Here is a 25,695-nt window from a genome sequence, read left to right as displayed (position 1 = left end):
CGGTCCTCGGGAACTGGTTTCACGGTTCATCGTCGACGAGCAGGAAGAACTGATCTGAAGGCACGGGAGCGGTGGCTAGGATTGTCGCCATGACCGTCCACATGCGCAGACACGAATACGACCATGAGGTTCCGTGGTCCCTGCCGATCGTGGTTCGGCGGTCGAAGACGAACATTGCTCGTCACATCGATGTCCTCGAGGCCACAGCCCGCGCCGTTGTCGCCTTCCTCGACGACCCTCGCTCGCAGCCGGAGGGCCAGTGGTATGAGGCGGTCGAGTACTGGCGCGACGGAGCGATCCGCAAGGTCGTTCGCCGCGGAGACGGTCAGAAGCTCGAGGATGCACGGGCTCTTGGCTGCGTGTCGGTGACTTTCGGAGGCACAGAGGAATTCGGTCCGGCGGAGGCGCTCGTGTTGCCTCCCGGACCGGTCGACCCCCTGCCGAAGGAGCTGAAGAAGCTGCAGGTGGGCGGCACCGAGTTCCCCGATGAGGGCGGCACGTCAGTCACCGCCGATCAGGCCATTGTGACGATCGAGCTCTCACCGCTGGTGACGCTGACGACGGGGAAGGCTGCGGCACAGTGCGATCACGGTGCACAGTTGGCCTACGAGCAGATGCCCGCCGAGGTTCGTCAACGGTGGCGCGAAGCAGGTTTCAATCTGCGCGTGGTCACACCGACGAAGGTAGCGTGGGCGAAGACGGATCGACCCGTGAGCGTCGTAGACGCGGGTTTCACCGAAGTCGACGGTCCCACCGAGACCGTGCGTGCGTGGTGGTGAAGGTCCCGGTTACTCCGTGACTTCCTCTTTCTCGTCCTCGTAGAGGGGACGAGTCTTGGTGCCGTTTCCGAACTCGTCGAGGACGATCATGTGCTTGACCATCTCGCCGGCTTCCTCATCCCAGACGTCGATGATGTCGCCTGGATGGGTCCCGGGCTGATAGAAATCGTCGTTGACTCCAGTCATCGGTCTCACCTCCTGTAGTGCTTATGACCGTACGCCACTGTGATGCAAGTCTCAAGGATGCGGGCCGGCGCTCTGCCTGTAGTGCTCCAGTTCCACGGTCAGGTGGGCAGTGCGGTTAGCATTGTGCGAGGTCGCTCGACAGAGGGACACAGTACTGAAGGGATCGTGGTGGACGAGTGACGTTCAGGGGACAACTGGTGTGCATGTTCTTCCCCGGTGGGCTGCTGGTCATCATCGGCGGAGCAATGATCGACTATCTCCACGGTTTCGGCGTTGCTCTGGGCAGCGTCGGATTCCTGCTTCTCATTGCGTGGCCGATCTTCACGATCACCGTCCACATCAGACACGAACGCAGACTCAAGCGGGCCGAGCGGCAGCGGGACTCAGAACCCGTGAGCATCACCCAGGTAGGGGCCCCCGTCGAGGAGGTCACCGTCCGCGACCCGCTGCATACATTCGTCGCCACCGTCGAAAATCTGACGTTCCTCATCGGTATTCCAGTGACGATGCTCGGAGGTCTGGGCGTCTTCTGTCTGGTCACCGCGCCCAGCGATCCAGGCAAAGAGACCTTCAAGGTCTTAGCGGGCATCGGGTCGCTGGGCCTTCTCGGCGCATACCTGCTCCTCATCGTGCGGGGGCGAAGCGCCTTCACACTGAAGGTCATAGGAGCCGCTGTGACCGTGTTCGGAATTGCCGGTGCGCTCGCCGTTGGTCTTGTGCTGAAGGAAGACGGGATCACCAGTGTCAGCGATGTCGTCATGGCGGTCGCCAGCGTGGTCATGATCGCAGGCGGACTGTGGTTGGCGTTCACCGGCCGCAATACCTTCAAGCGCGTGGACTGACGTCATCGTGCGGGCCGTTCTGTCATGTCATTCGGTGGTCACTCACACGGTGGCACGTGCTTCGCGTTCCTGTTCGAGCCAAAAGCACAGCTCGGGTTTGCGCACAGCCAAGCCGTTGGGGGCCCACAGCACCAATTTCAAATCGCCGTCCTCGGTCGCGAGCTTTCCGACGCCGAGCCCCGCAGCCGCCTGCCGGTCAGCCTCTTCGGTGGTGATGACCATCTGGATGTACACATTCGAGGCCTGTTTCACCGGATGGATCTCGAGGATCTCCGACCAGGGGACGACCCCGGCCTTGGCGGTCTTCATGGCGATTCCCTCGGGGGAGACTGTCAAACCGGGAACGCGGGTGAAGAGCCTGCGAACCTGAACGACGCACCCGAGCAGGAAGAAGACGACGGCGACCCAGCCGATGATCGTCCACAGTAAGCTGCCGCCGAGCGCCATGAGGAGGCCGATGAACACGAAGACCAGGGAGACGATGATGAGCCCCACTGTCTTGCCGCGGGAGAACAAGAAGGGAACGGACTGTCCCTGGGCGAGGGTTGCTGCCCATTCGTCGACGTCCTTTTTCGGTGTGGCCATGCGGTGTGGGTCTCCTGAATAGTCAGTGGTGCCAGAGAAGGCGGAACACTCCATGATAGCCAAAGGCCACTTGTCATGCCGCCTAGGGTCGGCGATTCTGTAGGCTGGAGGCCATCATGACGGAGAGACTGAAACTTCACAACGACGGTGGACGCACCCGTGACGTCGCCGAGGCGGGTCAACCCGGCGAGGACGAGTTCCGTGTCGATATCGAGCGGATCCGATTCTCCCCCTTCTTCTCACGGCTGGCCGCCGTCACCCAGGTCATCCCGCAGGTGGGTTCGGGCACCGTCATCCATAACCGGCTGACGCATTCGCTCAAGGTCTCGGCCGTGGCCCGTTCGATCGCCATCACCTTGAACAACTCCGACGAACACACCCGTTCACTGCTTGGGGAACTCGGAGGGTGCGATCCTGTGGTGGTCCAGGCGGCCGCCGCAGCCCACGATATGGGCCATCCTCCGTTCGGCCACCTCGGCGAGAAGGAACTCGATCGTGTCTCGCGGTCGGTGCTGCGCCTGCCCGACGGCTTCGAGGGAAATGCGCAGACGTTTCGCATCCTCACTGCTCTGGACAGCTGTGACGCCACGGCGCGGGGGCTCAATCTCACTCGGGCGGTCAAGGCCGCGGTGCTGAAATACCCGTGGGCGCGCAGCGATTGGACCCAGCATCAGCGACTGAGCTCGGCCGAGATGCCCAGGGGAGTCGGTGACGAGGTGTCGCAGGGGGCGATGAAGTTCTCTGCCTACATGACCGAGACCGCCGAGATGCACGATGCACTGTCGGTGTTCCCGCGCATGGGCCGGCACCAGCAGACGCTGGAGTGCGCGGTGATGGACGTCGCTGATGACATCGCCTATGCGGTCCATGACCTCGACGACTTCTACCGGTCGAACATTCTTCAGTACACCAGCGTCTCCGCGGAGATGGGCCGGTGGCTCAGCGATTGCCGCGAGCTTGCCGGGCTGCACGACACGGAGTTGGACCGTCGCAGGCCGGGCCATGCGCTCGAGTCGATGTGGCGCCACGTACAGGAGAAGGACCCGTGGATTGCCGACGAAGATGCGTTCCGGCAGTCGGTGCAGCGGATCAATCGGGATCTTGTCGAGGGTCTGCTGGCCGTACCTTATGACGGGGGACTGGAGGCGGACCGGGCCGTGACCGCGTTCACCAGGCGGTGGATCGATCGGCTCAAGGCCTCCATCGTCGTCGACTCCGAACCGCATATCCGCAGCGGGCATGTGCGTCTGTCAGACACCGCCTGGCACGACGTGGTGGTGCTGAAGTTCGTCCACTCGAGGTTCGTGCTCGAACGCTCTGACCTCGCCGTCTACCAGCGTGGGCAGACGAGGATCATCGCCTCGCTGGTGGAGGGCTTCCACGAATGGCTGCGAGACCCCGACGAGGCGACCACGATCCCTCGCCGCCTGCTCGATTCGGTCGAGGCCGCCACCGAGGAGTACCAGGAACTCTACGACAGGGATCCGGCCAGCCTCGGTGAAGAGGGAGCCAGTGCCATCGTCCGACTGGGGCGGGCCCGCGCGGTCGTCGACTACATCGCCTCGTTCACCGATGCGCAGGCCATGTCCGTCAACGCACTGATCACTGGGGCCTCGGAAGAACCTTGGGAGGCCGGACGGGGACTGTGACCGTGTGAACAGGCGGACAGTCCCCGACAGGATGGCTGCCCGCTGACTGCTGCCAACGAGACCTTTATGCAGGTTGTGCAAAAGTGCAATAGTCTCGGACCATCCGCAGCAGCAGACTAAGGGGTTGAAGTGTGGGCGTGAAGAAGCGTTTCGCCGTCATCGGCGCGGGAATTATCGGATCCGCCGTGGCTCGAGGGCTGATCCAGAAGCACGACGGTGCAGACGTGACTTTGTATGAGAAGGAGGACCGGCCCGCAGCGCATCAGACCGGCCACAATTCTGGGGTCGTTCATGCAGGTCTCTACTATGAGCCCGGAAGTCTCAAAGCACTGCTCTGCCGCCGTGGTGTCTCTTTGCTGCTTGACTTCGCGCGCGAACACGATGTCGCGTTCGAAGAGTGTGGAAAGGTCGTCGTCGCGACCAATGATGTCGAAGTGGAGCGGCTAGACGGGATCCATGCTCGCGCACGAGCGAACGGTGTCCCCGATGTCGAACTTCTGGACCGCGACGGACTGCTCGAGGTGGAGCCGAATGCCGAAGGCGTGGCAGCACTGCACTCACCACACACCGGAATCATCGACTACCAGGGCCTGACCGAAGCCCTCGTCGCAGACTTCCGCCGCGGCGGTGGCCGGGTCCGATTCTCCACAGAGGTGAAGAGGATCGAGGCGCGCAGTGGGAGCGCCGGCAGCACTGCGATCGTCCATTCGAATTTCGACTCTCAGGAATACGACCAGGTCATCACCTGCGCCGGACTGCAAGCGGACCGACTGGCCGCACGCTCAGGCGAGGGCAGGAACCCAAGTGTCGTGCCGTTCTTCGGCCAATACTTCATCCTCGAGCCGAGCTTCAGCGACGTCGTCAACGGCCTCATCTACCCCGTCCCAGATCCGAAATACCCCTTCCTCGGCGTCCACGTGACTCGCCGCATCGATGGCGGCCTGATGATCGGCCCCAGTGCTTTCCTGTCCTTCTCCAGGGAAGGATACAAGGGACTTGGTCTCAACGTGCCCGACTCCCTCGCCGTCGCGACTGACCCGGGATTCTGGAAATTCGCAGCCGGCAACATGGCAACGGCCGCCCGCGAGATAGGCGGTGTGTTCTCGATCGAAAAATTCGTCGCCGAAGCCGCTCGCTACGTGCCCGCACTCGACGGAGCCGGCGGGCACCGAGCCACCCGCGGAATCCGGGCTCAGGCGATGAACCGGGATGGAACCCTGGTCGATGACTTCGTCATCGATCGCGCGGGAGCCACGATGTTCGTCCGGAATGCGCCCTCGCCCGGGGCCACCTCGGCGCTGGCGATCGCGGAGTACCTCGTCGATTTCTTCGCGGCCGAGTAGACGGCGTGCAGCGAGGGGGCCGGGTCAGACAGTGTGCATCGGGAACCGCTGGATTGTTGCAGCGGCGGCGACTTTGGAGAGCTCACCCATGACCGCTTTACCCGCGTCGGACTCGGCTGCGAACGTCGCCACCTACGCCGAGGTCATCGAGTGTCATCATGTCCAACTGATGGTCCGGCTGCACACGGAAGATCTCGCTGCACAGTTCGAGTTCGACCGGTTGGCAGGGCCGCTGTTGTCTGCGCCGTCCTCGGCGTCATTCCTTCGTAGAACTCAAATCGAGCAGGGATGGGTCCTGCTCCAAAGCATCGTTCAGGGCCCGAATTCCGTAGCCCAGTGGAACGCTCATTACCGCTGTGAAGTCTTCATCTGCCTCGATCATGTTCTGCAGATCCATCCAGACCGAATCGCGGGTGTACTGAGTCTCGCTGCGAGCAACCTGTCTCCGAGCGCGATCGACCGACTCCGCAGTGCCCGTGAGGAGTGTGACCCCGAAGAATTCGGGCTTCGCCCCGCGCTCCAACCATCGGCCGAATCCGAGGAGATGGGACGAGGCGATCATGTCCTCGGTGACACCGGTTTCCTCCTCCAGCTCTCTGTTCGCGCCATTGAGAACAAAAGCCGCGAGATCGTCACTTTGATCACGCATCTCGAGGCTTCCTGAGCCTGACGGTGCCTTCAATCCCTGACTGGAATGGTTGCGAGAGCTCTGGTCGACGATCAGGACCTGTCGGTCTGCGCTGATTGCGAGCGTCGAGACTCCGACGATGTTGGCAAGTTCGCTGCTGGCCAGGGGGATGAGCCTGCGGTCGGTGTCGTAGAGGTACTTCCGGCGCAGGTCCCAGACTTCTGCGCCTAGATGCGGCTGCCATCTCATCAGCTCATTGGAACAGAGGTGGTCAAAGAAGCAGGCCTCCTGAAAGGGAATGATCCGACTTCCGTCCAGGCGGCAGTCGCCGGCCATGCGAACACAGGGGCCGTTGAAATGCCATTTGCCGCCACTGGTCCGTCTGAGAACATAGGGAGCAATTTCCTCCAACTCTTCGGGAAGGCGGTATCGGGAGCGGATTCCGACACACCAATCGGACTGTGTTCGAAGATCGTCGTTGAGTTTTCTGTCGAAGAGGATCGTCCCTCGTGACGACTGATAGCAGTCCGGCAGGTCATCATCATGTGGCAGCTTCCTGCCGAATACGGGATTGCGTTCGACCAGTTCGAAGGACCGGTATCGACGGTTGAGGCTCGAGCCTTCCCAGTAGAGTGAGATGATGCCGATGATCACCCCCAGCAAGCTGATCGCGAAGATCAGGTAGCGGGGAAGCCAGGAGATCATCGGCAGAGTGCCGGCCACCAGACCAAGGATGGCCACCATGAACGAACGGTGCGCGCGCCCCTGCCACACGAACTGATCTCGTAGGCTGACTATGATGGTCTTCATGTTGCGGGCACCGTTCCTCCAGGCTGCAAGTCGACGTCGGATTCGCGGTCGCTGCACCGCGCGTCGTAGTATTTAGTGGTTGAGCGATTGTATCCGAAGGAGCAGGCTGTGAAGTTGGTCGTCACCGGTGGTGCGGGATACATCGGATCAGTAGTCACCTCCCAGCTTGTGGTCGCCGGGCACGACGTCACCGTCATCGACGATCTCTCAACCGGGCACCGTGACGCCGTCCCCGAAGCTGCAGACTTCGTCGAGATGCGGATTCACGACTGTCGGGAAGTCCTGATCGAAGGGCGGTTCGACGGTCTGCTCCATTTTGCAGCGAAGTCGCTTGTTGGTGAATCTGTCGAAAAGCCCGAACTGTATTGGGAGAACAACGTCGTCGGAAGCTTCGCACTGCTCGAGGCTATGCGCATGGCACAGATCCCCACGATCGTCTTCTCGTCGACTGCGGCGACCTATGGTCAGCCGGATGATTCTCCTATCACCGAGGTCACTCCCACGAGCCCGATGAACGCCTACGGGTCCTCGAAGCTGGCCGTCGACCTCATGCTGAGTTCGTACTGCAGGGCATACGGAATCAGCGCGACGTCGCTGCGCTACTTCAACGTTGGCGGTGCGCGTGGAAGATTCGGTGAGAGGCATAACCCCGAAACGCATCTGATTCCAAACCTCCTGAAGGTCGCTGCAGGTGAGACGGAATCCGGCAAGATCTTCGGCACCGATTACGACACGACCGACGGTACGGCGTTGCGCGACTATCTCCACGTCGTCGATCTCGGCAGAGCCCATCTCCTGGCATTGGAGCACTCCGAAGCCGGCAGTCACCGCATCATCAATCTCGGGTCCGGTACTGGGTATACGGTCTGGCAGGTGCTCGAGGCGTGCCGAGCCGTCACTGGTCACCCGATTCCCGCCGAGGAGTGCCCGCGCCGCGCCGGGGACCCCACGTCCCTCGTCGCTTCGAATGAGAGAGCGCGAGAACAGCTGGGCTGGATGCCGGAAATCGGCCTTGAACAGATCGTGACCGATGCGTGGAACTTCTATCGTTCCTGAGGTGAAGACTTCGGCCCCAGGCGTCGACACCCAATGGGAGTGGTTCTCAGCGAGCCGCAGGGTGACGAGAGTTTAGCGACACTGCACCTTAGTGACTCTGGCCGCGCACTCGGCGAACGAATGCGCGGAGCTTTCTTAGACGGCGTTGTTGCGGTCGGCGGAACTGGGTGCTCATTGCGCAGATTCATAGCTCCCGATTGGTCACAAACCGGCTGGGAAGCGGCATGATGGCACTATGACCATAGATCTCGATATTGCGCTCAACGCCGAGCTCGATCCCATCGTCGATGTCGCCGCTGGACTGGGCTTGGCACAAGAGGACATCGTCCCCTACGGATGGTCCAAGGCCAAGGTCCCCATCGACGTTCTCGACAAAGCAGCCGAATCCAACACCGACGGCAAACTCATCCTCGTCACCGCCATGAGCCCAACACCGGCGGGCGAGGGCAAGACCACGACGAGCATCGGACTGGCCGATGGGCTCAACGAACTCGCACGCTCGAAACCGGAAGTCGGCAAGGCCATCCTCGCCCTGCGTGAGCCCAGCATGGGTCCGGTCTTCGGGATGAAGGGCGGAGCAGCCGGCGGCGGATACGCCCAGGTGGTGCCGATGGAGGACATCAACCTCCACTTCACCGGCGACTTCGCGGCCATCGCCGCGGCGAACAACCTGGCCGTGACCATGCTCGACAACCACATCCACCACGGCAACGAACTCGACGTCGACGTCAGGCGCATCCACATCCGCCGCGTCGTCGACCTCAATGATCGGGAACTGCGCGGAGTCGTGGTCGGACTCGGTGGAATCAACGGGGGAGTGCCCCGCGAGGATGCCTTCGACATCGTCGTCGCCAGCGAGGTGATGGCGGTCTTCTGCCTGTCCACCTCGTTGACCGACCTCAAGGAGCGCCTGGGTCGAATCGTCCTCGCCCACAGCCGAACACGTGAACCCATCACGGTCTCCGACATCGGTGCTGCCGGGGCAATGACCGCACTGTTGCGCAATGCGCTCTCGCCCAACCTGGTCCAGAGCCTCGAGCATTCGCCGGCGTTCATCCACGGCGGTCCCTTCGCCAACATCGCTCACGGCTGCAACAGCCTGCTGGCGACGAGGGCGGCGATGACTTTGGGCGACTGGACCGTGACCGAGGCCGGCTTCGGTGCCGACCTGGGTGCCGAGAAATTCCTCGACATCAAGTGCCGCACCGCAGGTATCTGGCCCTCGGCCGTGGTCGTCGTGGCCACCTTGCGTGCGCTGAAGTACCACGGTGGTGTCGAGGTCAAGGACGTGCAGACGCCTAACACCGAGGCGGTCCTCGGCGGTATGGTCAACCTCGAGCACCACTGCGGCAATCTGCTCAATATCTATGGGCTGACCCCGGTCGTGTGCTTCAACCGGTTCCCCACAGACACCGACGAGGAGATGGCCGCTGCGATCAGCCATCTGCGCTCGAAGGGCATCTCAGCCGTCGAGTCGACCCACTGGGCCGATGGCGGCAAGGGCGCGTTGGCACTGGCCGCCGCGGTCGTCGAAGCTGCCGGAGGTGCGGGAAATGCAGGTGCGGCTGTCGATGACGGTTCGTTCTTCGTCGGAGGCGTTGCATCCGGCGACGCCGAGGCCCCCGCGGCGGGTTCCTCGGCACCAGGACCACAGGGGCAGTACAGCTACGAATTGGACCGGCCGCTGGAGGAGAAGATCCGCACGATCGCACAGCGAATCTACGGTGCCGCCGACGTCGACCTGCCGACCAAGGTCAAACGTAAGCTCAAGCAGTTCACGGACGAAGGCTATGGCGATGCGCCGATCTGCATCGCCAAGACCCAGTACTCACTGAGCACCGATGCCAGCCTGCGGGGAGCACCGAAGGATCACATCATCGCGGTCAAAGACGTGCGGCTCTCTGCCGGTGCCGGCTTCGTGGTCGTCATCGCCGGTGACATCATGACAATGCCCGGACTGCCCAAGGTGCCTTCGGCGCTGACAATCGACGTCACCGAGGACGGCAACATCACCGGACTGTTCTGAGCCTGCGACCGGGACTGAGCGTTCGACGCTGAGCGCGGGCAACCTCGGCGATGGGCAGCTGCTTCACCGGCGGGGCCGGTTCAGCCAGGGTCGCAGCAATCGGGTGCTCGCCGGCAGGAAGATGTAGGTCATCAGGGGTGTGAGGATGCAGATGTTGAGCAGGACGGCCAGCACCGTCGGCCAGCTCTCCAGCTGCGGCATGAGGAGGAGCGTCGAGAGCAGACTCAGTGGGAAGAACGGCAGGAAGATGCTCACCGCCTGCTTCCACCGCGGAGGCACGACCGTTTCGGGGATCGTCAGACTCTCCTCACCCTGCGGTTCGAACCAGCCCTCGATGCCCGTGCGATGTTCGACCCGGGTGGTTTCGACGATTTCGGATGCGCTCTCGATCCACCACCGCCTGTCCTCGGACTCGTCCCAGGAGCGCAGCGATTTCGCATCGGCGAACCGATAGAGCACGTGCCATTCGTCCGAATCAGGGGATGTTCTCACCCACCCGGATCCCAGATATCCGTCGCGCTCGCGGGCCAGTTCCTGTCCCGCCTGCACCCACGCATTGAACCGGCGGTGGTGCTCGGGCAGGACGGTGCGAGAGATCGACACGGTGATCGGAGAGTGCTGAGGCATAGGTGCGATCCTAACGAATCCCACGACCGTCTATGTGCTGGGGGCGGGTGTGGTCTCGAGAGCCTCGGGCAGTCGGACTGCGTCACTCGGCGCCGGTCACCCGCGCGAAGACGCGGTCGAGTGATGCCGCCAGCGCATCACGATTGTCCTCATCCAGCCACTCGCGGTGGAGCATCTCGTTGAGGCCGCCCGGAGTTTCGTGGCCGGCGACCAGGGCGGAGAACGAGGCGTCGGTGGTTGCCAGGGTGTTGCCCAGCCCGGCGAACTGTCCGCGGACGATGCGCTCGGCGTCGTTCCGGTCCCATCCCTGTCCCACGAGCCAATCGGCGATCGTCTGGAGATAGGCATAGTAGGCCGACATCGTCGCGGTCGTGGCCGAGAGGGTGCTGAAGAGCTCCTCGGTCTCTGCGACCACGCTCCCGCCGAGGGTATCGAAGAAGTCTTCGACCTCGGCGTGGGCGGGGAAGACCGCGGTGACGCCGCGGCGCTCGCGCACTGGCGGCAGCGGGATGATCCGAACGATGGTCGGGTTCTGGGGCAGGAGTGGGGACAGCGTCTGAGTTGAGACTCCCGCGATCGCGCTGATCACTGTGCGATCAGAGGGAATGTCGAGTTCGGCGAGCACAGCCTCGGTCTGCTGGGGGAGGACGGAGAGGATGATGTGTTCACTGCGATCAATGACGTCCTGATTGCTCTCGCAGACCTCGACCCGGTCGAAGTCACTCGCCAGTCGGGCCGAGCGTTCGGCATTGCGCGGAGAGAGGAGGAAGTCCGGGTGGTCGGCACCGGCACACGATCCTTCCACAATCGCCGAGGCGATCTCTCCGACTCCGATGATTCCGATTGTTCTGCTCATGCTGCGCTCCCAACGACACTGATGCGTTCGCGAATGAGGGAAATCCCCCTTTCAGCATTGTGCCATCGGAACTCGGAATAGCGAGGGGATCGGAACGTCGTGGCCTCACCGCCTCAGAAAGCTCAACAGCGGCACCCATGAATGTGGGCCCGCGTGCGATTCTGACGCAGAAATCGCACGCGGGTCCACATTGACGGGCTTCAGGGGCGTGAAACGCTCACCGGGAACTCAGAACGAAGGCAGCACCGATCCGTCTGACCACTTGTCTTCGATGAACTTCTTCACCTCGGGGGAGTGGAGCAGCTCGTCGAGCTTCTTGATGTTCTCATCGTCCTTGTTCGCGGTGCGCGCGGCGAGGAAGTTGCCGTAGGGGTTGTCCTTGGCGTCCTCGAGGACGATTCCGTCCTTGGCAGGGCTGAGTCCGGCTTCCAGAGCGTTGTTGCCGTTGATGACCGAGGCGTCGACGTCATCGAGGGTGCGAGCCAGCTGTGCGGCATCGGCCTCGACGAACTCGACGTCCTTCGGGTTGTCCTCGACGTCGGAGAGCTTCGCATCGACCGCGGCGACGCCATCTTTGAGGGTGATGACCTTGGCCTCTTCGAGCATCTTCAGCGCACGACCCTGGTTGGCAGGATCGTTGTTGATGCCGACCTTTGCGCCCTTGGGCAGGTCGTCCACGTCCTTGATGGACTTCGAGAACAGTGCGAAGGGTTCGAGGTTGATCGGGTCGAACGCGGTGAGTTCGTAGCCTTGGCCCTCGACCTCTGAGTCGAGGTAGGGCTTGTGCTGGAAGTAGTTGGCGTCGATGTCACCGTCGGACAGGGCCTTGTTCGGCAGGGTGTAATCCGTGTACTCGGTGACTTCGAGATCGAGACCGGCATCCTCAGCGAGATTCTCGTCGACGAAGCGCAGGACATCGCCCTGGGGCACCGGGGTCGCGCCGACGGTGAGCTTGGTGATGCCGCCGTCCTCCTCGCCCACGGAATCGGTGTCGCCGCCGACGAGGCCGCAGCCTGTGAGCAGCAGGGTCGCGCTCGCGGCGAGGGCGGTGAGCTTGATCTTCATGGTTCTCCTTGTGTGATGTGTGTCGTTGGTGTGACGAGAATTTCGATGCGGTGAGTCTTCATCGATGAGGCCGTGTGCTGTCGGGCCGGCCTCAGCGGTGGTCGACGACGCGAGCGAGCCGGTCGCCGATGAACTGGATGAGCGCGACGATGATGACGAGGACGATGATGCACGCGAGCATCGTGTCTGCCTGATACCGCTGGTAGCCGTACGAGATCGCCAGCGCTCCCAGACCGCCGCCGCCCACGGCGCCTGCCATGGCCGTGTAGGACACCAAGGTCACCGAGGTCACCGTTGCGGCCCCGATGAGCCCGGGCTTCGCTTCGGGGACTAAGACCTGCCGGATCACCTGACCGTTCGAGGCGCCCATCATCAGGGCAGCTTCGACCTTGCCTTCGGAGACCTCACGCAGCGAGTTCTCGACGAGGCGGGCGTAGAAGGGGATCGCACCGATGGTCAGTGAGACCACGGTCGCCTGCCAGCCCAGGGCCGAACCGACCACGAAACGGGCGAAGGGGATGAGGGCGATGATGAGGATGATGAACGGGATCGAGCGCGTGATGTCGACGATGAGCGAGAGCATCCGGTGGAGCGCGGGCCGAGCCTTGAGCCCGCCCTTCGATGTGGTGAACAGCCAGATCCCCAGGGGCAGCCCGATGAGGACGGCCAGGCCGGTCGACCACAGGGTCATCAGCAGGGTCTCGATAGTGGCGGGCAGCATCTGCTGCGTGATCGCCGGGTTGTCGAACCATGTGGGGTCGTTCATCAGGCCGCCTCCTCCGCGTAGATTCCGTCCGCGTCCAGTGCGGCGATGAGCTCCTGCGACTGGGCCGGCCCTGCGACCGTGAAGCGGATCCGACCGACCTGCCTGCCCTCTATGGTTTCGACGGCACCGGCGAGGATCGCCTCGGCGCCGACCCCAACCGACTGTGCACTGGTCAGGACCTTGGGCAGGCTGGTACCGGCCAGCGACACCTCGACGAGGGCGGTGTCCGCCTCGTCCAAAGTGATGGGTGGAAGGGGCACGAGATCCTTGGACAGGTCCGATCCGGGCTCGGAGATGACCTCGGCGAGGGTGCCTGTCTTGGCCACCCGACCATCGGCCAACAGGGTCACCGAATCGCAGATCTCGCGGATGACGGACATCTCGTGGGTGATGATGAGGACGGTGATGCCCAGGCGATCACGAAGGGAGCGGATGAGGCCCAGGATCTGGTCCGTGGTGGTGGCATCCAGCGCCGAGGTGGGCTCATCACACAGCAGCACCTTGGGTTCGGCGGCCAGCGCCCGGGCAATGCCCACGCGTTGTTTCTGACCGCCGGATAGCTGGGCGGGATAGTTGTCGACACGATCACCGAGGCCGACTATCTCCAGCAGCTCGCGCGCCTTGGCCAGGCGTTCGGACTTGGAGACCCCAGCGATTTGCAGCGGGTGGGCCACGTTGTGCAGGGCGGTACGGGAATCGAGGAGATTCACGTGCTGGAAGACCATGCCGATGCTGCGACGGGCCTGACGCAGACCGGAGCCGGACTGATCTGTGAGGTCGACGCCGTCGATGGCGACCGTGCCCGACGTCGGCGAATCGAGTCCGGTCAGGCAGCGGATGAGTGTGGACTTGCCGGCGCCGGAGCGGCCGACGATGCCGTGGATCTCTCCGGCAGGGACCGACAGGTCGATCTCCTCCAGAGCGACGGTGCCTGAGAACACCTTCCGCAGACTGCGCAGTTCGATCACAAGCGCCTCCTCGTGTGGGTGGGATGGGGACGGACGGCATGAGACCACAGAGCAGCAAGCCGACGATTCAGCATCCCAATATGGCGGCGCCTGACTTTATGCGGGTGTCATAAAGGGACGCACAACTGGGCGTTCGTGACCAAGGACACGAGGGTTCGCTGCGAACGTCATCTACCTCGTTGCGGAAGCGGTGCTCGAGTCGTCCGTCGAGTTGAGGAAGTTTTGGGCCGATTCTCGTGTCCTGAAGCGGACCGAAGTTTCCGCAACTCGGAGCTGCCGACGAACGCACCACCTCGTTGAAAAGGTGACGAACGGGCGAACTCTGTCAGAAGCCGTGGGGTCGGAGCATCGCAGTTCGCATTCTCGCCACTTCGTTGTCACGTCGCACCCGTATCACTGAGTAGCTAAGGTCCTGACCATTCGTGATTTCGGCCCGGTGGTCGGGCGAGAACGACGATGGGAACACCGCATGTTCGAGGACACCATTCGGATCGCTGCGATCGTTCCCTGCCACAACGAGGAGATCACGGTGGCGACGGTGGTCGGCGACCTCAAGGCGGCCGTCCCCCTGCTGGCCGTGGTCCTCCTCATCATCACCCGCTTCGTCCCGAAGACGTGGCCGCTCTGGATCCCGGCCCTGGGGCTGCTCGTGTATGCGTTCGGGCTGCGGAAGAACGCCATCTTCGCCATCGTCCCGATCGCGGTCTATATCGGATACTTGTTGGTCAAACGGCTGCGCAGCAGTCGACGCTTCTCCACGATCGCGGGACGGTTCGGCACGCGGGTGGGCGCTCGGTTCGCCGCTCGGCAAGCGATTGCGACGGCTATGGCCTCTCTGCTCGTTCTCGTCGTCCTGGGTGCGGGCCTCAAAGCCACGGATGCGGCCATCGAATCGCAGGAGGACGTGGCGGCCACCGGTCAGATCTCGCAGATCTTCCTCGACGACGTCATGTTCTCCGTGCCCAACGGCGCTCTCCAGGCCTCGGATGCCCCGGCCGAGCTCAAGGACAAGATCAGCACAGCTCGCGACAAATGCCTGGAGAAAGGCGAGATCTGGGACGCCTACTGGAACTGCTACGGCAAGGGCGCGACTGGGGAGCCGTTCTCGCCGATGGCCCAGCAGGAGGCGCTGAAGGACCTGTGGCTGAGCGAGGTGATCACCCATCCGCTCCGCTATGCAGAGTACCGGGCGGCAGTGTTCTCCTTCTACTTCTTCACCTCGGCCGTGGAGTACTGGCCGGCTGGTTGGCACCATGCCGCTGCACGGGTCGGCTTCGAGCAGGGCAATGACAAGGCCGACTACATCGTCAAGCCCTATGTTGAGGACTTCGCGCTCGACACGTTCCCGATGCTCTTCAAACCGTGGTTCTGGACCCTTCTGGCAGGTGTCCTTCTGGCCTTCGGATACCGCGCGCGACATCGCGACACGAGCGCTGCTGAACGGACGGCGACTGCGAGAACCTTCTGGCCCGAGATCACGATGCTGGCCACCTCGGCGCTGTTCTATGTGTTCGGATACTTACCCATCGTCCCGTCGAACCATTTCCGGTACACGTTCTGGCCAGCGCTCGCCGTCACCACCGCACTGCTGTTCGTCCTGGCAATGCGGCACACCCAGCGAGCCCCGACAGCCATGGATGTTTCGGAGCCGGGGCCCTGAGAGACCTCGTGATCGCCGGGCACGCCGCGTTCGGGGGCATTCAGCGAGTCCGAAACCTGGCCGATTAGACTCGATGCCTGTAATGGAAGAGTCATTGTCGGCCCGGTTGCGGCGCCTCGCGGCGGAAGCGTTCAAATTCCTCACTGTCGGTGGTCTGGGATACATCGTCGACGTGGGGCTTTCCAACGTCCTCGCCTACGGCTTGGGCTCGATCCCTCCGCTGCTCGAGGGCAGTCCGATCAAAGCCAAGATCGTCTCCACCATCATCGCCATGGTCGTTGTGTGGATCGGCAATAAGCTCTGGACCTACGGGGATCGGACGACCGATTCGAACCTGCGCGGCATCCTGCTCTTCGTCGCCGTCAACATGGCCGGAATGGTCATCTCCGTCATCCCGCTGGGCGTGACCTGGTACCTGCTCGATATGCGTGACCAGCTGACCTACAACATCTCGACGAACATCATCGGCGTCGGACTGGCGATGTTCTTCCGCTTCTACGCCTACCGGACGTGGGTATTCAAGGAAGCATCACCGGCCGCCGAGGTCGTTGTCGAGATGGACGAGCCCCGCAGGGTTCCCGACGACCGGAACTGAAAAAGGCAGCCGGCGGGCCAGCCTCATTTACCTCGCGTAGCGCAGTTTTCGGTAGGCGCGAACGACCGGAGCCGGGGCCATGGTGCGCAGCTCGGCGCGGATGAGCAGACGCTTCTGCTTCCACACGGCGCTGCGCCGGTTCGGCAGCTGACCTGCCCTGGCACGTGTGGCCAGGAGCTCCAGATGGTGACGAAGTCTGCCGTCGTCGGAGTGGAAGTAATTCTCGGCCAGCCACGCCGAGGTGGGAAATCCGATGGTCCCGGCCGTCACCTCGGCGAGGCTGCCGGTGGCACCGGAATCGGCGAAGGCCTCATTGAGCAGGTTCCTGTCGAAGCCGAAGTCCGAGATCAGCAGGGTGGGGATGCCGCGGTCGAAGGCCTCCAACGCCGCCGTCGATGACACAGTCACCAGCGCGGCACCGGGCACGAGGAAGTCGTCCAGTGGACCATAGCCGAGCTCGATACGCTCAGTACCAGGAACACCCAGATCACGCAGGCCTTTGCGGATATCGACGTACGAGTGCTGTTCGTGATGCGTTTCGTGCTCACCGGGCCGCGAACGCATCTTGATGACCGCGTTCGAGTCTGCGTGACGTGAGGCGAACTCGGCGAGCGCGGCCACGATTGCTTCTCGATCACCGAGCGCCTCGGGCACCTTGGCCTGCGGAGCGAACACAAGTGTTCGGGGGACTTCGGTCTGCATAGGCTTGGATGCTTCACCAGCGTCGGGCTGGGATGCACTCGCAGGAGTGACAAGCTGGGGGATCCCCGTCGAGCGCAGCATGGGCAGGCGGGTCAGGTAGATCTCACAGGGCACCTGCGTGAGTGCACTGACCTCGGTGTACTGGGCCACCTCGGCGAAGGAATGGGTGATGAACGCATCCATCAGGCGGCGATAGTTCATGCCCTTCTTGCTGGCGGGCAGCCCCGTTCCGGGTAGGCCGGAGACCAGGGCTGGGCGGTGATCGAGCAGGTGCGCGGTGAGGAAGAGCTGGGCGACGATCGGCCCGGTGGCGGCCCCGAGCACAATGTCGGCGTGATGGTCGGTGATGATGTGGGCCAGGTCGGTGCGGGTGACAACGGGGATGGTGCGGCCGGCCCAGGCGGTGCCGGCGATAGCGTGGGTGATCTGCTCTGCGGTGGGCAGAATCGGGCTGTCGATGAGGTAGACGTGGGCTTCGACGCCGGGCAGGGAACTCAGCAGCTGGGTCGCCCATTTGAGGTAGGACTCGGAGTCGGAGACGGAGACGATCCGGATGGACTCGTCCGAATGTGCATCAGGTATCGACATCTGCCTTGACCGATTGGGTATTGAGGGACTTACGCAGACTATCGGCTGAGGCACCGGTCCACCATTCCGCCGGAATCTTGGTGACGGCGATCGTCACGTCCGGGTTCAGTGTTGCCAAGGAGATCGCTGCGGTGCTGGGCAGGCTGCGGATGGTGGAATTCGGCGGCAGATTGACCAGGCGCAGTTCGATCGGCAGACCGACGTGTTTGATGCGCACTCGCTCGTCACGGCTGAGCTCGGCGAGGAACTCGTCGGTCTCTCGGCGGTGCGGGTAGTAGGTGATCGGACCGTCGGCCATGAGTTCCTCGAGCCAGGTGCGGTAGGAGTCTGCGTGGATGAGCCCGTCGGCGACGAGGGCCGAGCCGATGACCGGGTTGTCTCTTGGGTGGCTGCCGCCGGTGGGCAGGGTCTGCAGGTGTTCGAACTTATGGCGGGTGATCTCCGCGCCTGTTTTGAGGAAGGCCTTGCGCATGGTCTTCGACACCGGCAGCGCGGTGTGCCAGCGCAGCCTCCCTGCCGGTGCCAGCCCACGCAGACGGTCTGCGACGTGTGCGGACATGACCGCACGTGAAGCCTTGAGCTTCTGCCGCGGACGCACGAGGGGTCCGCGCGCGGCGGTGAGAGTCTCGATGGTCGAATAGGTGGCCAGACCGTCGTCGAGGATCACGACCTCCGGCATGCGACGCTCCAGGTAGGCCAGTGCGAGTGCCTTGTGGACCTGCCCGGAGCAGGCATCGCCGATGTAGATGCGATCGAAGTTCTGTTTGCGCAGGACTCCGGGCTTGGCCCCGACGCGTTCGAGAGAGATGTTCTTGGGCAGCCAGGCGGAGTCGAAGGCGTCGAGGAACGACGTCATGCCCTTCGCATTGGCACGCGCCCGTATCAGCAGGTCTTCAGCAGGTTCGTGGGCTTCGAGTGCGGAGAGGAACTGCAGGGGCGACTCGACGAAGGCGATCGAGGTGAGTTGAGTCTTCTTGGCCATCATTGCTTTCGGCCACCTCCAAATCGTGAGCTCAGTGTTGATTTCATCTTCGGGACGAGTTTCGGGGCGTCGATGGAGATTCCGTAGGTCTTCAGGGTGTGCTGAGCGTGCTTCGCCTGCGTGCGCAGACGTCGCTTGGCTGAGCTGAGCCCCTTGCGATGCGATGGAATCTCCAGGCGTCCGGGCAGATCCAGCTTCGTCAGACGCTTGCGTTTGAAGTACTTCATGTCCTGACCGCCGACGGCGGATTCGAGGAACTCGATCGCGTCCTCGCGCAGGTAGGAGGCGGTCTCGGACTGCATGCAGTAGGTGACGGCGTCGATGAGGGGTCCCAGGTCCTTCGTGCCGGTGGGCTTTGTGCGGGCGGGCTTTGTGGCGGCCTTCGCGTTCACGGGGGTGGTCGCTGACGGCCCAGGTGCCACCTCGTCGAGGTCGCCGGGCAGGGCATATCCGTCCGTATGCAGGGCATCGACGATGGTCAGCGGGATCCGGTTGCTGTTCTGGTACGGCGCTAGGACCTGCAGCAGCATCGAGGTGCCGATCGCGGCCGTGGCGGTTCCGAACAGGGCACGAGCGGTCGCGAGCCCGGTGGAATAGCAGGACACGACGAGGCGTGGTCGGGTGGTGGCGATGACGATCTCGGCCAGCAGCGGCACATCGGCGAGCACGAATTCCAGTCCCAGTTCCAGGCTGCGCTGACGCAATGGTTCGGTCGTCGTCCGCGCCGAGGTGGGGTGTGGTTTGAAGATGACAGCCGACAGTCCGCGAGCCTTGACCTCATCGATCATCTGCAGGTGCAGATCCAGCTCCTCCTCGGCAGTGATGAGGTCGATCTGGGCGAGGTACTGGCCCAGGACCATTCCAGCCTCGGGGATCGGATCGCAGAGTTCGGCCGCCGCCAACTCCGGGGCCACCTCGGCGGCCATATCCTCGATGACCGACTTCAGGTCCGCGGCCGGCAGGGTGACCCGGTCGGGGGAGTGTTCGGCTAGCTGACGTGGGGTGATGCCCGGCAGGAGGTCGGTGTAGTAGATCGCCTGCAGGCGCTGGTACTGCGGCAGGGACAGCGGATTGCGGATCGGGCCGTAGCTCATCAGCCCATCGGAGTGCACCGCAATTTTCGCGGTGGTGAAGATCTGGGTGAGCACACCGGCCGGATGACCGGGCAGGGACTCGACGATGAGATCGATGGGCTCGTTCTCCGCGATCGCCCATTCCGAGCGCAGCGATCTCGCCATGATGGGGGCACGTTCGCCGGAGATCCCGAAGGTCTTCGGGTGGTTAGGCCAGATGGTGGCATTCCAGTCGACGATGAGATCGAAGCAGGTCAGCAGGCTGGCCGATCCGGGCATGTCATCCGCGGCGGGAGTCAGCTCTGGAGCGAAGGAGTTGTTGGCGATGACGAGGATCCGGCGCATCTCGGTGCCACCGAGGTGTCCGGCGCGGATCAGGGCGACGATGTTCGCGAGCTGGTACTGGGTGGAGACCTGGATGATCTGGGTCATCAGCGTGCCCTCCTGACGATCGACTCGATCACGGGCAGCCGGTGCTCCCCGAAGTTGTGCAGGGCAGCGTCGATGATGTCGTCATCGACGCCCTTGAGCGTGTTCACCGCTCCCAGGTTGAGCTGCGACCTGACCTGGTGGTTCATTGAGGCGCCGCGGTTGTGGATCTGGAAGTAGAGGATGGAGAGGAAGTTGCGCACGGCCTTCTGCTCGAAGCGGCGAAACTCCGGGTTGGCCTCGAGCATGGCGAACACGGACCTGAACGCGGGGATGAAGTCGAGCTGGCGTTCGTCGAAGATCGCCGTCAACGAGGTGGCGCTGCCCTTGCGATAGCAGAGGCCAGCGGTGTCGACGACGGCGAAGCTGTCGGTCTCAAAGTGGTGGCGCCACGTCCAGGGACGATCCTCACAGGTGCGCAGTTCCGGGTTGAACTCGAGCAGGCCACGCTGAGCCATGGACCGGGAGTAGATGCCGGTCCAGCACTCGGGGAAGTCGACCATGGTCGAGGCGTCGTGGGGGAGGATGTAGTCGCGGGGGTTGAGCGCCGTGTTGTGGGTGAAGCAGGGGGCGTTGCGCAGTTTGCGGTTGAAGCCGTTGACGATGAGGTAGTTGGTCTTGACGAAGTCCACGCCCAGACCGGTGATCGAGTCCGTCAGGGACCGCAGATGGCCAGGCGCGTACCAGTCGTCACCGTCGAGGTAGGTGATCGTGTCACCGGTGGCAGCTTCCAGCGCGGTGTTGCGTGCCGTGGAGACGCCGCGCGATTCCGCGTTGTGGATGGTCACCAGGTTGAGCCGGTCGGCGAATTCGGCAATGACTCCCGCCGTGTCATCGGTGGACCCGTCGTTGACGACGATGACTTCCAGTTCGTCACGTCCGAAGCGCTGGTTGACCAGGCTCTTCAGGCTCCCGCCGATCGTTTCCGCGGCGTTCTTCGCGGCGATGATGACACTGACGACTGGCGCTGTCATTGGGTCCTTTCGCAGGGGTGCTCAGGTCTCGTGGAGCTCGTGGCGTGCGCTGGTGCGTGCACGCGTTCTCCTGGTGGGACGGGCGGTGTTGTTTGCATTCGATTGATCTTAGAATTCCTAAGCGAACGGTGGGTTGCGCCGAGGTTGACGCCTCGGACAGGTGAAGTTCACCAAGTGTTTGCCCATCGCCCATAGCCTTGTGCAATGCCGCACCTGAAGCTGTTCCACTTCGACATCCCGACCTGGGGAAACTACGGCGACAAGGCGCTGTTCCCCGTGGTCAGGGACGTCTTCCGAGTGATGGGTTCTGGTGGCTCGACCGCTTCGGCTCGGTCGGGCGGTGAGGTCGATTTCACATCGGCGGCGGCCCTGCGGCGCGAAGTGGATTTGGCCCTCGTCGAGCGGATAAATTCATCGGCAGATGCTGTTGTCGTCGGCGGAGGCGGGCTGTTCCTGCAGGACACGAACCCGAATCGGCTGTCGGGATGGCAGTGGAAGATCTCCGCCGAAGCGCTCGCCGCCATCGAAGTCCCGCTTATCATCTATGCGCTCGGGGACAACCGGTTCCCCGGCCAGCCCGAGTTCGACGAGCTGATGCACACCCATGTCAGCCAGGTCCTCGACCAGTCTGTGTTCTTCGGCCTGCGCAACACCGGCAGCATTGAGACGATGACGTCATTCCTCGGTGTCGACGGGGGAGACGTCGAGCGATCACGAGCATCCGCGAACTCGCAGGCGGCGCCGCCTCTGCAGTCGCAGCCGGGGACGATCTCGCGGTCAGGACCAATCCGATTCCAGCCGTGCCCGACGACCATCGCGGGCCTGCTCTACGAGCCCTTGATCGGCCGTCGCCCCGATCCGAGTCAGAAGGTCCTGGCGATCCAGATGCTCGTTCACCCACGTCAGCAGGCCGCCGGCTTTGACGCCGAGGTGATTCACCGGGCAACGATCGATGCCGCCCGAATGCTCTTGGCTGGCGGATGGACTATCCTCAGCGTTCCCTTCCACCCCGATGGCGCCGAGGTGTCGCGGCAGTTGGTCGCTGAGGTGCCCGAGGTCAAAGAGATCGGGTTGTATGGCTCCGACATCGGGTTCTTCGCCGGTCTCGATCTGTTCGTCTCCATTCCCTATGTGCTGGGTGGTCGCGGGCATGCGCAGATGATCCCCTTCGGCGTCGGCTCGATTCCGATCTCCCTGGATCTGCACGCCAAGCTGGGCTACTTCGCCGAGGACATCGGACATCCCGAATTCATCGTGCCTGTTGGGCCTGAGGGTATGGCGGCGGACAATACGGGCGACGGTCCTGGCATCACCGCGGATGTGGTTCAGCGAGCCCACGCTCTTGCCCAGCGGATCGTCGACACGATCGAGCAGGCCTATGCGCGCGGAAATGACCTGCAGGACGACCTCGCAGCTACCTGGCAGAAACTTTTCGACATCACGGCGGACAACCACGCCGACATACGCGATGCGCTGCGGCCTTCGTCGGGCACGGGGAATTCCGGTGCGGGCACTGAGCGGTTGGTTGCAGTCGTCCGGAGGCTCCCAGCAGAAGTTGTTCCCCGAGCCGACCTAGTTCCTCAAACCGACCTAGTTCCTCGAACCCAGGCCGATATCCGAGCCGAGGAATTCCACCTCGCGGCAGTGTCCGAGGCCGAGGAATTCAGCGCCGCTCACATGCGAGATCGCACGAAGCTGCGCCGTGAGCACAAGCAGCAACTCGAGAGCGCCAACGCACAGCGCAAGGACCGCGAAGCGGAACGGGAGAGCCTCCGTGCGGAGTTGAAGCAGAAGGAGACTCAGCTCGAGTGGCAGTCCGCAGAGCTTGACGTGCAGACCACGGAACTCGACGCTCAGACTGCGGAGAAGAATCGGCACGCCGTCGATGCCGCCGGCCTGCGGAAGCAGCTCGACGAATCCGATGCCCAGCTCAGGTCGGTCAACGACCGTACAGCCACCGCCGAAGCGAAGGTCCTATTCGACAAGACGGCGCATGGGCTGGCGTGGAGGGTACGGAGGATCAAGCGCAAACTCGGGCGCTGACCTACGGCACGATCATCTCGGAACGGCCCCACCACCTCGGCGAGGGAACACGGCAACGGCCCCACCACCTCGGCGAGGTGATGGGACCGTTGTCAGACGATCAGGCCAGAACACGATCAGGCCAGACCAAGAGCGGGTCAGACGCTGACCTTGCGCAGCGAATCGATCTTGGATTCCTCGCCCGGCATGACGCGTTTGTCGCCGTCGCCGAAGGCAGTTTCGAGAACGCGCACGCCTTTGGTGAGCGAGGTGAACTCGCGCGGTTCCATCGATGCGGACTGGTCGGAGCCCCACATCGAGGAGTCGAGGGTGATGTGGCGTTCGATGGTCACGGCACCCAGCGCTGCGGCGGCGAAGGAGATCTCGAGGCCCAGTTCGTGGCCGGAGTAGCCCACGGGCACACCGTAACGCTCACGCATTGCCGGGATGGCCTTGAGGTTGACCTCTTCGGGAGGCAGCGGGTAGGTCGAGGTGGCGTGCATGAGGACCAGCTTGTCGCGGTCGAAGACCTCGACGGCCTTGTCCAGGGTGGCCCAGTCGGACATGCCCGAGGAGCACAGGACCGGCTTGCCGGTGGCGTCGATCGCACGGAGAAGTTCGAAGTCCGTCAGCGAGGCCGAAGCGACCTTGTATGTCACGGCGTCGAACTCGTTCTCGAGGAAGTCCACGGAGTCAGTGTCCCAGGGGGAGGCGAACCACTGCAGGCCGACTTCCTTGGCGTAGCGGTCGATCTCGGCGTATTCTTCCTGGCCGAACTCGACGCGCCACTTGTAGTCGAGGTAGGTCATCTCGCCCCACGGGGTGGAGCGCATCTTCGACTTCTGGTGTTCGGGCACAGCCACATCGGGGTTGCGCTTCTGGAACTTCACGGCCTGGGCACCTGCGGTGACGGCGGCATCCATGAGCTGCTTCGCGATCTCGACGTCGCCGTTGTGGTTGATGCCGATTTCGCCGATCATGTACACGGGCTGATTCGGGCCGACGAGGTGATCTCCGAAGGCCACGGGGGCGAGTTGATCAGTCATGAAACCTGCTTTCGATTGGTACGCAAACCTTCTGCGTGATTCGTGAGCAACGGCTGTTGCTGCGGGATGGATGGTTGCTTGTTGTGTGAGTCTGAGGCGAGAACCGATGTCAGTCCTCGCGTCGGGAGCTGCTGCGTGGCCTGGTCGGGGACGGGGATGAGGTCGCAGACTTCGCGAACCGCTCCCTTGCCGCCGGGCCGATCGAGGACCACACGAGCCGCTGCGAGCACCTTGGGGTGGGCGTCCGCGACTGCGATTGGCCAGCCGACGACGTCGAAGGCCTCGAGGTCGTTGATGTCGTTTCCGACGTAGGCCACTCGGGCCGCGTCGAGGCCCTGTTCTTCGATCCACGACGTCAGGACCTGCGCTTTATTGTCGATGCCCTGAGTGACATCCACGTGAAGTTTCTCTGCCCTGCGGGTGACAACTGGATTGCGTTCCTTCGACAGGATCATGACAGGCAGCCCTGACTTCACGAGGCGTGAGACTCCCATGCCGTCGCCGCGGTGGACGCGTACCTGTTCGTTGCCGTCCTCGTCGACATAGGCGCCGTCGTCGGTGTGGACGCCGTCGAAGTCGGTGACGAGGGCGTCGACGTCGATGACCTGCGCTGTCTCCTGCGTCGAGGCGATCGCACGGACCAGTGACAGGTCGGACATGTCGTCGATTTCGCGGGCGTGCTCGGGCGGGACCTCTTCGATCGTGACGCGACCGAAGAAGCGGTGTTCATTCTCGAGGAGGCCGTCGGTGCGCATGACGTAGAACGCGCCGGTCTCGTTGTAGTGCTTGGCCCGGTCCTGACGGCGGGGGCGGAAGCTGGCTTCGTGCCCGACGGCAACTGCCGATTCGCCATCATCGAGGCGCCACAGGAACGAATGATCCTCAACGGCGGAGAACACGACGTCGGCCTTACCATCACGAACAGCGGCGACCGCGTTGTCGATCGAGGCCGAGTCGATGAACGGGGAGGTGCACTGCATGAAGACCGTGGTGTCGAATTCCTCGCCGAGGTTGGCCAGCGTGTAGATGAGTGCCGACTCACTGGTCGCGGAGTCACCGGCGATGTCTGCGGGACGGTGGGACACCTCGGCGCCGGCCCGGATCGCCTCCGCGGCGATGCCGTCATGGTCGGTCGAGACGACCACCCGGTCGATGCTCGGCGTTGATTTCGCCGCATTGATCGCGCGCGCAAGAAGCGAGACGCCGGCGACCTTCTGCAGGTTCTTCAGCGGGATTCCCTTGGATCCGCCACGAGCGGGAATGATGGCCACGGCCCGATGCTGCCGTGCTGCGCTCTCATCATCAGCGGGCGCTGTGGCCACGCGATCGGTGGGCGCTGGGGGAGTCAGAGTCGATTGGTAATTCACAATGATTCGACGCTAGCGACGGCATGTGGCCCTGAGGTGAACGAGCAATGTCGCCGAGGCGACGGCTTCGT

The 25,695-nt window shown here is 63.2% G+C and carries 23 protein-coding genes; 9 read left to right on the top strand and 14 right to left on the bottom strand.

Going from position 1 to position 25,695, the window contains the following annotated elements; translation table 11 throughout:
* Positions 1 to 89 precede the first annotated feature (89 nt).
* On the top strand, positions 90 to 779 hold the full coding sequence (locus CXR25_RS14735; RefSeq protein ID WP_125240737.1) for an aminoacyl-tRNA hydrolase: 690 nt from the start codon (positions 90 to 92) through the stop codon (positions 777 to 779).
* A 9-nt stretch (positions 780 to 788) separates the two neighbouring features.
* On the opposite strand, the gene CXR25_RS18700 is transcribed toward CXR25_RS14735, so the two are convergent.
* Positions 789 to 965, bottom strand: coding sequence for a hypothetical protein (locus CXR25_RS18700; RefSeq protein ID WP_164513984.1), 177 nt, complete (start codon positions 963 to 965; stop codon positions 789 to 791).
* Between the two features lie 176 nt (positions 966 to 1,141).
* On the opposite strand from CXR25_RS18700, the gene CXR25_RS14730 reads away from it, so the two are divergent.
* A complete protein-coding gene (locus CXR25_RS14730; protein WP_125240736.1) occupies positions 1,142 to 1,807 on the top strand; it encodes a hypothetical protein in 666 nt (221 codons plus the stop codon).
* A gap of 42 nt (positions 1,808 to 1,849) precedes the next feature.
* Here the strand turns inward: CXR25_RS14730 and CXR25_RS14725 are convergent, their stop codons facing one another.
* A complete protein-coding gene (locus tag CXR25_RS14725) occupies positions 1,850 to 2,392 on the bottom strand; it encodes an STM3941 family protein (RefSeq protein WP_125240735.1) in 543 nt (180 codons plus the stop codon).
* A 116-nt stretch (positions 2,393 to 2,508) separates the two neighbouring features.
* Here CXR25_RS14725 and CXR25_RS14720 point away from each other — a divergent pair, with 116 nt between their 5' ends.
* On the top strand, positions 2,509 to 4,041 hold the full coding sequence (locus CXR25_RS14720) for a deoxyguanosinetriphosphate triphosphohydrolase family protein (protein WP_125240734.1): 1,533 nt from the start codon (positions 2,509 to 2,511) through the stop codon (positions 4,039 to 4,041).
* 137 nt (positions 4,042 to 4,178) lie between these two features.
* Positions 4,179 to 5,384: an L-2-hydroxyglutarate oxidase gene (gene lhgO, locus CXR25_RS14715; RefSeq protein ID WP_420836559.1), complete on the top strand. Its 1,206-nt coding sequence runs from the start codon at positions 4,179 to 4,181 to the stop codon at positions 5,382 to 5,384.
* Positions 5,385 to 5,640: 256 nt separating this feature from the next.
* Here the strand turns inward: lhgO and CXR25_RS14710 are convergent, their stop codons facing one another.
* The gene (locus CXR25_RS14710) at positions 5,641 to 6,822 is read right to left on the bottom strand and encodes an NUDIX hydrolase (protein ID WP_101620862.1); all 1,182 of its coding nucleotides are present in this window, start codon (positions 6,820 to 6,822) and stop codon (positions 5,641 to 5,643) included.
* Between the two features lie 108 nt (positions 6,823 to 6,930).
* On the opposite strand from CXR25_RS14710, the gene galE reads away from it, so the two are divergent.
* Together galE and CXR25_RS14700 are read left to right on the top strand one after the other, a co-directional pair.
* Entirely contained in the window at positions 6,931 to 7,878 is a 948-nt protein-coding gene (gene galE, locus CXR25_RS14705; RefSeq protein ID WP_101620863.1) for a UDP-glucose 4-epimerase GalE, read from the top strand.
* Between the two features lie 235 nt (positions 7,879 to 8,113).
* On the top strand, positions 8,114 to 9,904 hold the full coding sequence (locus CXR25_RS14700) for a formate--tetrahydrofolate ligase (protein WP_101620864.1): 1,791 nt from the start codon (positions 8,114 to 8,116) through the stop codon (positions 9,902 to 9,904).
* Between the two features lie 63 nt (positions 9,905 to 9,967).
* On the opposite strand, the gene CXR25_RS14695 is transcribed toward CXR25_RS14700, so the two are convergent.
* The 5 genes from CXR25_RS14695 to CXR25_RS14675 form a co-directional block, all read right to left on the bottom strand.
* Positions 9,968 to 10,531, bottom strand: a complete 564-nt coding sequence (locus tag CXR25_RS14695; protein WP_125240732.1) for an antibiotic biosynthesis monooxygenase — start codon at positions 10,529 to 10,531, stop codon at positions 9,968 to 9,970.
* Positions 10,532 to 10,613: 82 nt separating this feature from the next.
* Entirely contained in the window at positions 10,614 to 11,387 is a 774-nt protein-coding gene (locus tag CXR25_RS14690; protein WP_125240731.1) for an NAD(P)-binding domain-containing protein, read from the bottom strand.
* A gap of 228 nt (positions 11,388 to 11,615) precedes the next feature.
* The gene (locus tag CXR25_RS14685; RefSeq protein WP_125240730.1) at positions 11,616 to 12,452 is read right to left on the bottom strand and encodes a MetQ/NlpA family ABC transporter substrate-binding protein; all 837 of its coding nucleotides are present in this window, start codon (positions 12,450 to 12,452) and stop codon (positions 11,616 to 11,618) included.
* Between the two features lie 91 nt (positions 12,453 to 12,543).
* On the bottom strand, positions 12,544 to 13,218 hold the full coding sequence (locus CXR25_RS14680) for a methionine ABC transporter permease (protein WP_125240729.1): 675 nt from the start codon (positions 13,216 to 13,218) through the stop codon (positions 12,544 to 12,546).
* On the bottom strand, positions 13,218 to 14,186 hold the full coding sequence (locus CXR25_RS14675; protein ID WP_069600733.1) for a methionine ABC transporter ATP-binding protein: 969 nt from the start codon (positions 14,184 to 14,186) through the stop codon (positions 13,218 to 13,220). Before CXR25_RS14675 ends, CXR25_RS14680 begins: the two co-directional genes overlap by 1 nt.
* A 469-nt stretch (positions 14,187 to 14,655) precedes the next feature.
* Here CXR25_RS14675 and CXR25_RS14670 point away from each other — a divergent pair, with 469 nt between their 5' ends.
* Entirely contained in the window at positions 14,656 to 15,846 is a 1,191-nt protein-coding gene (locus CXR25_RS14670) for a hypothetical protein (RefSeq protein WP_101620868.1), read from the top strand.
* Between the two features lie 82 nt (positions 15,847 to 15,928).
* The gene (locus CXR25_RS14665) at positions 15,929 to 16,441 is read left to right on the top strand and encodes a GtrA family protein (protein ID WP_083248804.1); all 513 of its coding nucleotides are present in this window, start codon (positions 15,929 to 15,931) and stop codon (positions 16,439 to 16,441) included.
* Between the two features lie 27 nt (positions 16,442 to 16,468).
* Here CXR25_RS14665 and CXR25_RS14660 read toward each other — a convergent pair whose 3' ends face one another.
* From CXR25_RS14660 to CXR25_RS14645, 4 genes are read right to left on the bottom strand one after another with little or no spacing between them, the layout of a single operon-like run.
* Entirely contained in the window at positions 16,469 to 17,731 is a 1,263-nt protein-coding gene (locus CXR25_RS14660; protein WP_241212339.1) for a DUF6716 putative glycosyltransferase, read from the bottom strand.
* Positions 17,718 to 18,716: a polysialyltransferase family glycosyltransferase gene (locus CXR25_RS14655; protein ID WP_069600730.1), complete on the bottom strand. Its 999-nt coding sequence runs from the start codon at positions 18,714 to 18,716 to the stop codon at positions 17,718 to 17,720. The genes CXR25_RS14660 and CXR25_RS14655 overlap by 14 nt, the downstream gene beginning before the upstream one ends.
* The gene (locus tag CXR25_RS14650; protein ID WP_125240728.1) at positions 18,713 to 20,218 is read right to left on the bottom strand and encodes a polysialyltransferase family glycosyltransferase; all 1,506 of its coding nucleotides are present in this window, start codon (positions 20,216 to 20,218) and stop codon (positions 18,713 to 18,715) included. Before CXR25_RS14650 ends, CXR25_RS14655 begins: the two co-directional genes overlap by 4 nt.
* Positions 20,218 to 21,189 (bottom strand): glycosyltransferase family 2 protein, encoded by a 972-nt coding sequence (locus tag CXR25_RS14645; protein ID WP_125240727.1) that lies wholly within the window; start codon positions 21,187 to 21,189, stop codon positions 20,218 to 20,220. Before CXR25_RS14645 ends, CXR25_RS14650 begins: the two co-directional genes overlap by 1 nt.
* A 204-nt stretch (positions 21,190 to 21,393) precedes the next feature.
* Here CXR25_RS14645 and CXR25_RS14640 point away from each other — a divergent pair, with 204 nt between their 5' ends.
* Positions 21,394 to 23,232 (top strand): hypothetical protein, encoded by a 1,839-nt coding sequence (locus CXR25_RS14640; protein ID WP_101620873.1) that lies wholly within the window; start codon positions 21,394 to 21,396, stop codon positions 23,230 to 23,232.
* Positions 23,233 to 23,369: 137 nt separating this feature from the next.
* Here CXR25_RS14640 and CXR25_RS14635 read toward each other — a convergent pair whose 3' ends face one another.
* Together CXR25_RS14635 and CXR25_RS14630 are read right to left on the bottom strand one after the other, a co-directional pair.
* Positions 23,370 to 24,257, bottom strand: coding sequence for an N-acetylneuraminate synthase family protein (locus CXR25_RS14635; RefSeq protein ID WP_125240726.1), 888 nt, complete (start codon positions 24,255 to 24,257; stop codon positions 23,370 to 23,372).
* Positions 24,254 to 25,624 carry an acylneuraminate cytidylyltransferase gene (locus tag CXR25_RS14630; RefSeq protein WP_101598298.1) on the bottom strand — a complete coding sequence of 457 codons (1,371 nt, stop codon included), beginning with the start codon at positions 25,622 to 25,624 and terminating at the stop codon, positions 24,254 to 24,256. The genes CXR25_RS14635 and CXR25_RS14630 overlap by 4 nt, the downstream gene beginning before the upstream one ends.
* Positions 25,625 to 25,695: the final 71 nt, after the last annotated feature.

Source organism: Brevibacterium aurantiacum, from assembly GCF_003932995.1.
GTDB classification, from domain to species: domain Bacteria; phylum Actinomycetota; class Actinomycetes; order Actinomycetales; family Brevibacteriaceae; genus Brevibacterium; species Brevibacterium aurantiacum.
The sequence above is the reverse complement of the archived record's forward strand: the minus strand, read 5'-3'. Positions and strand labels throughout refer to the sequence as shown.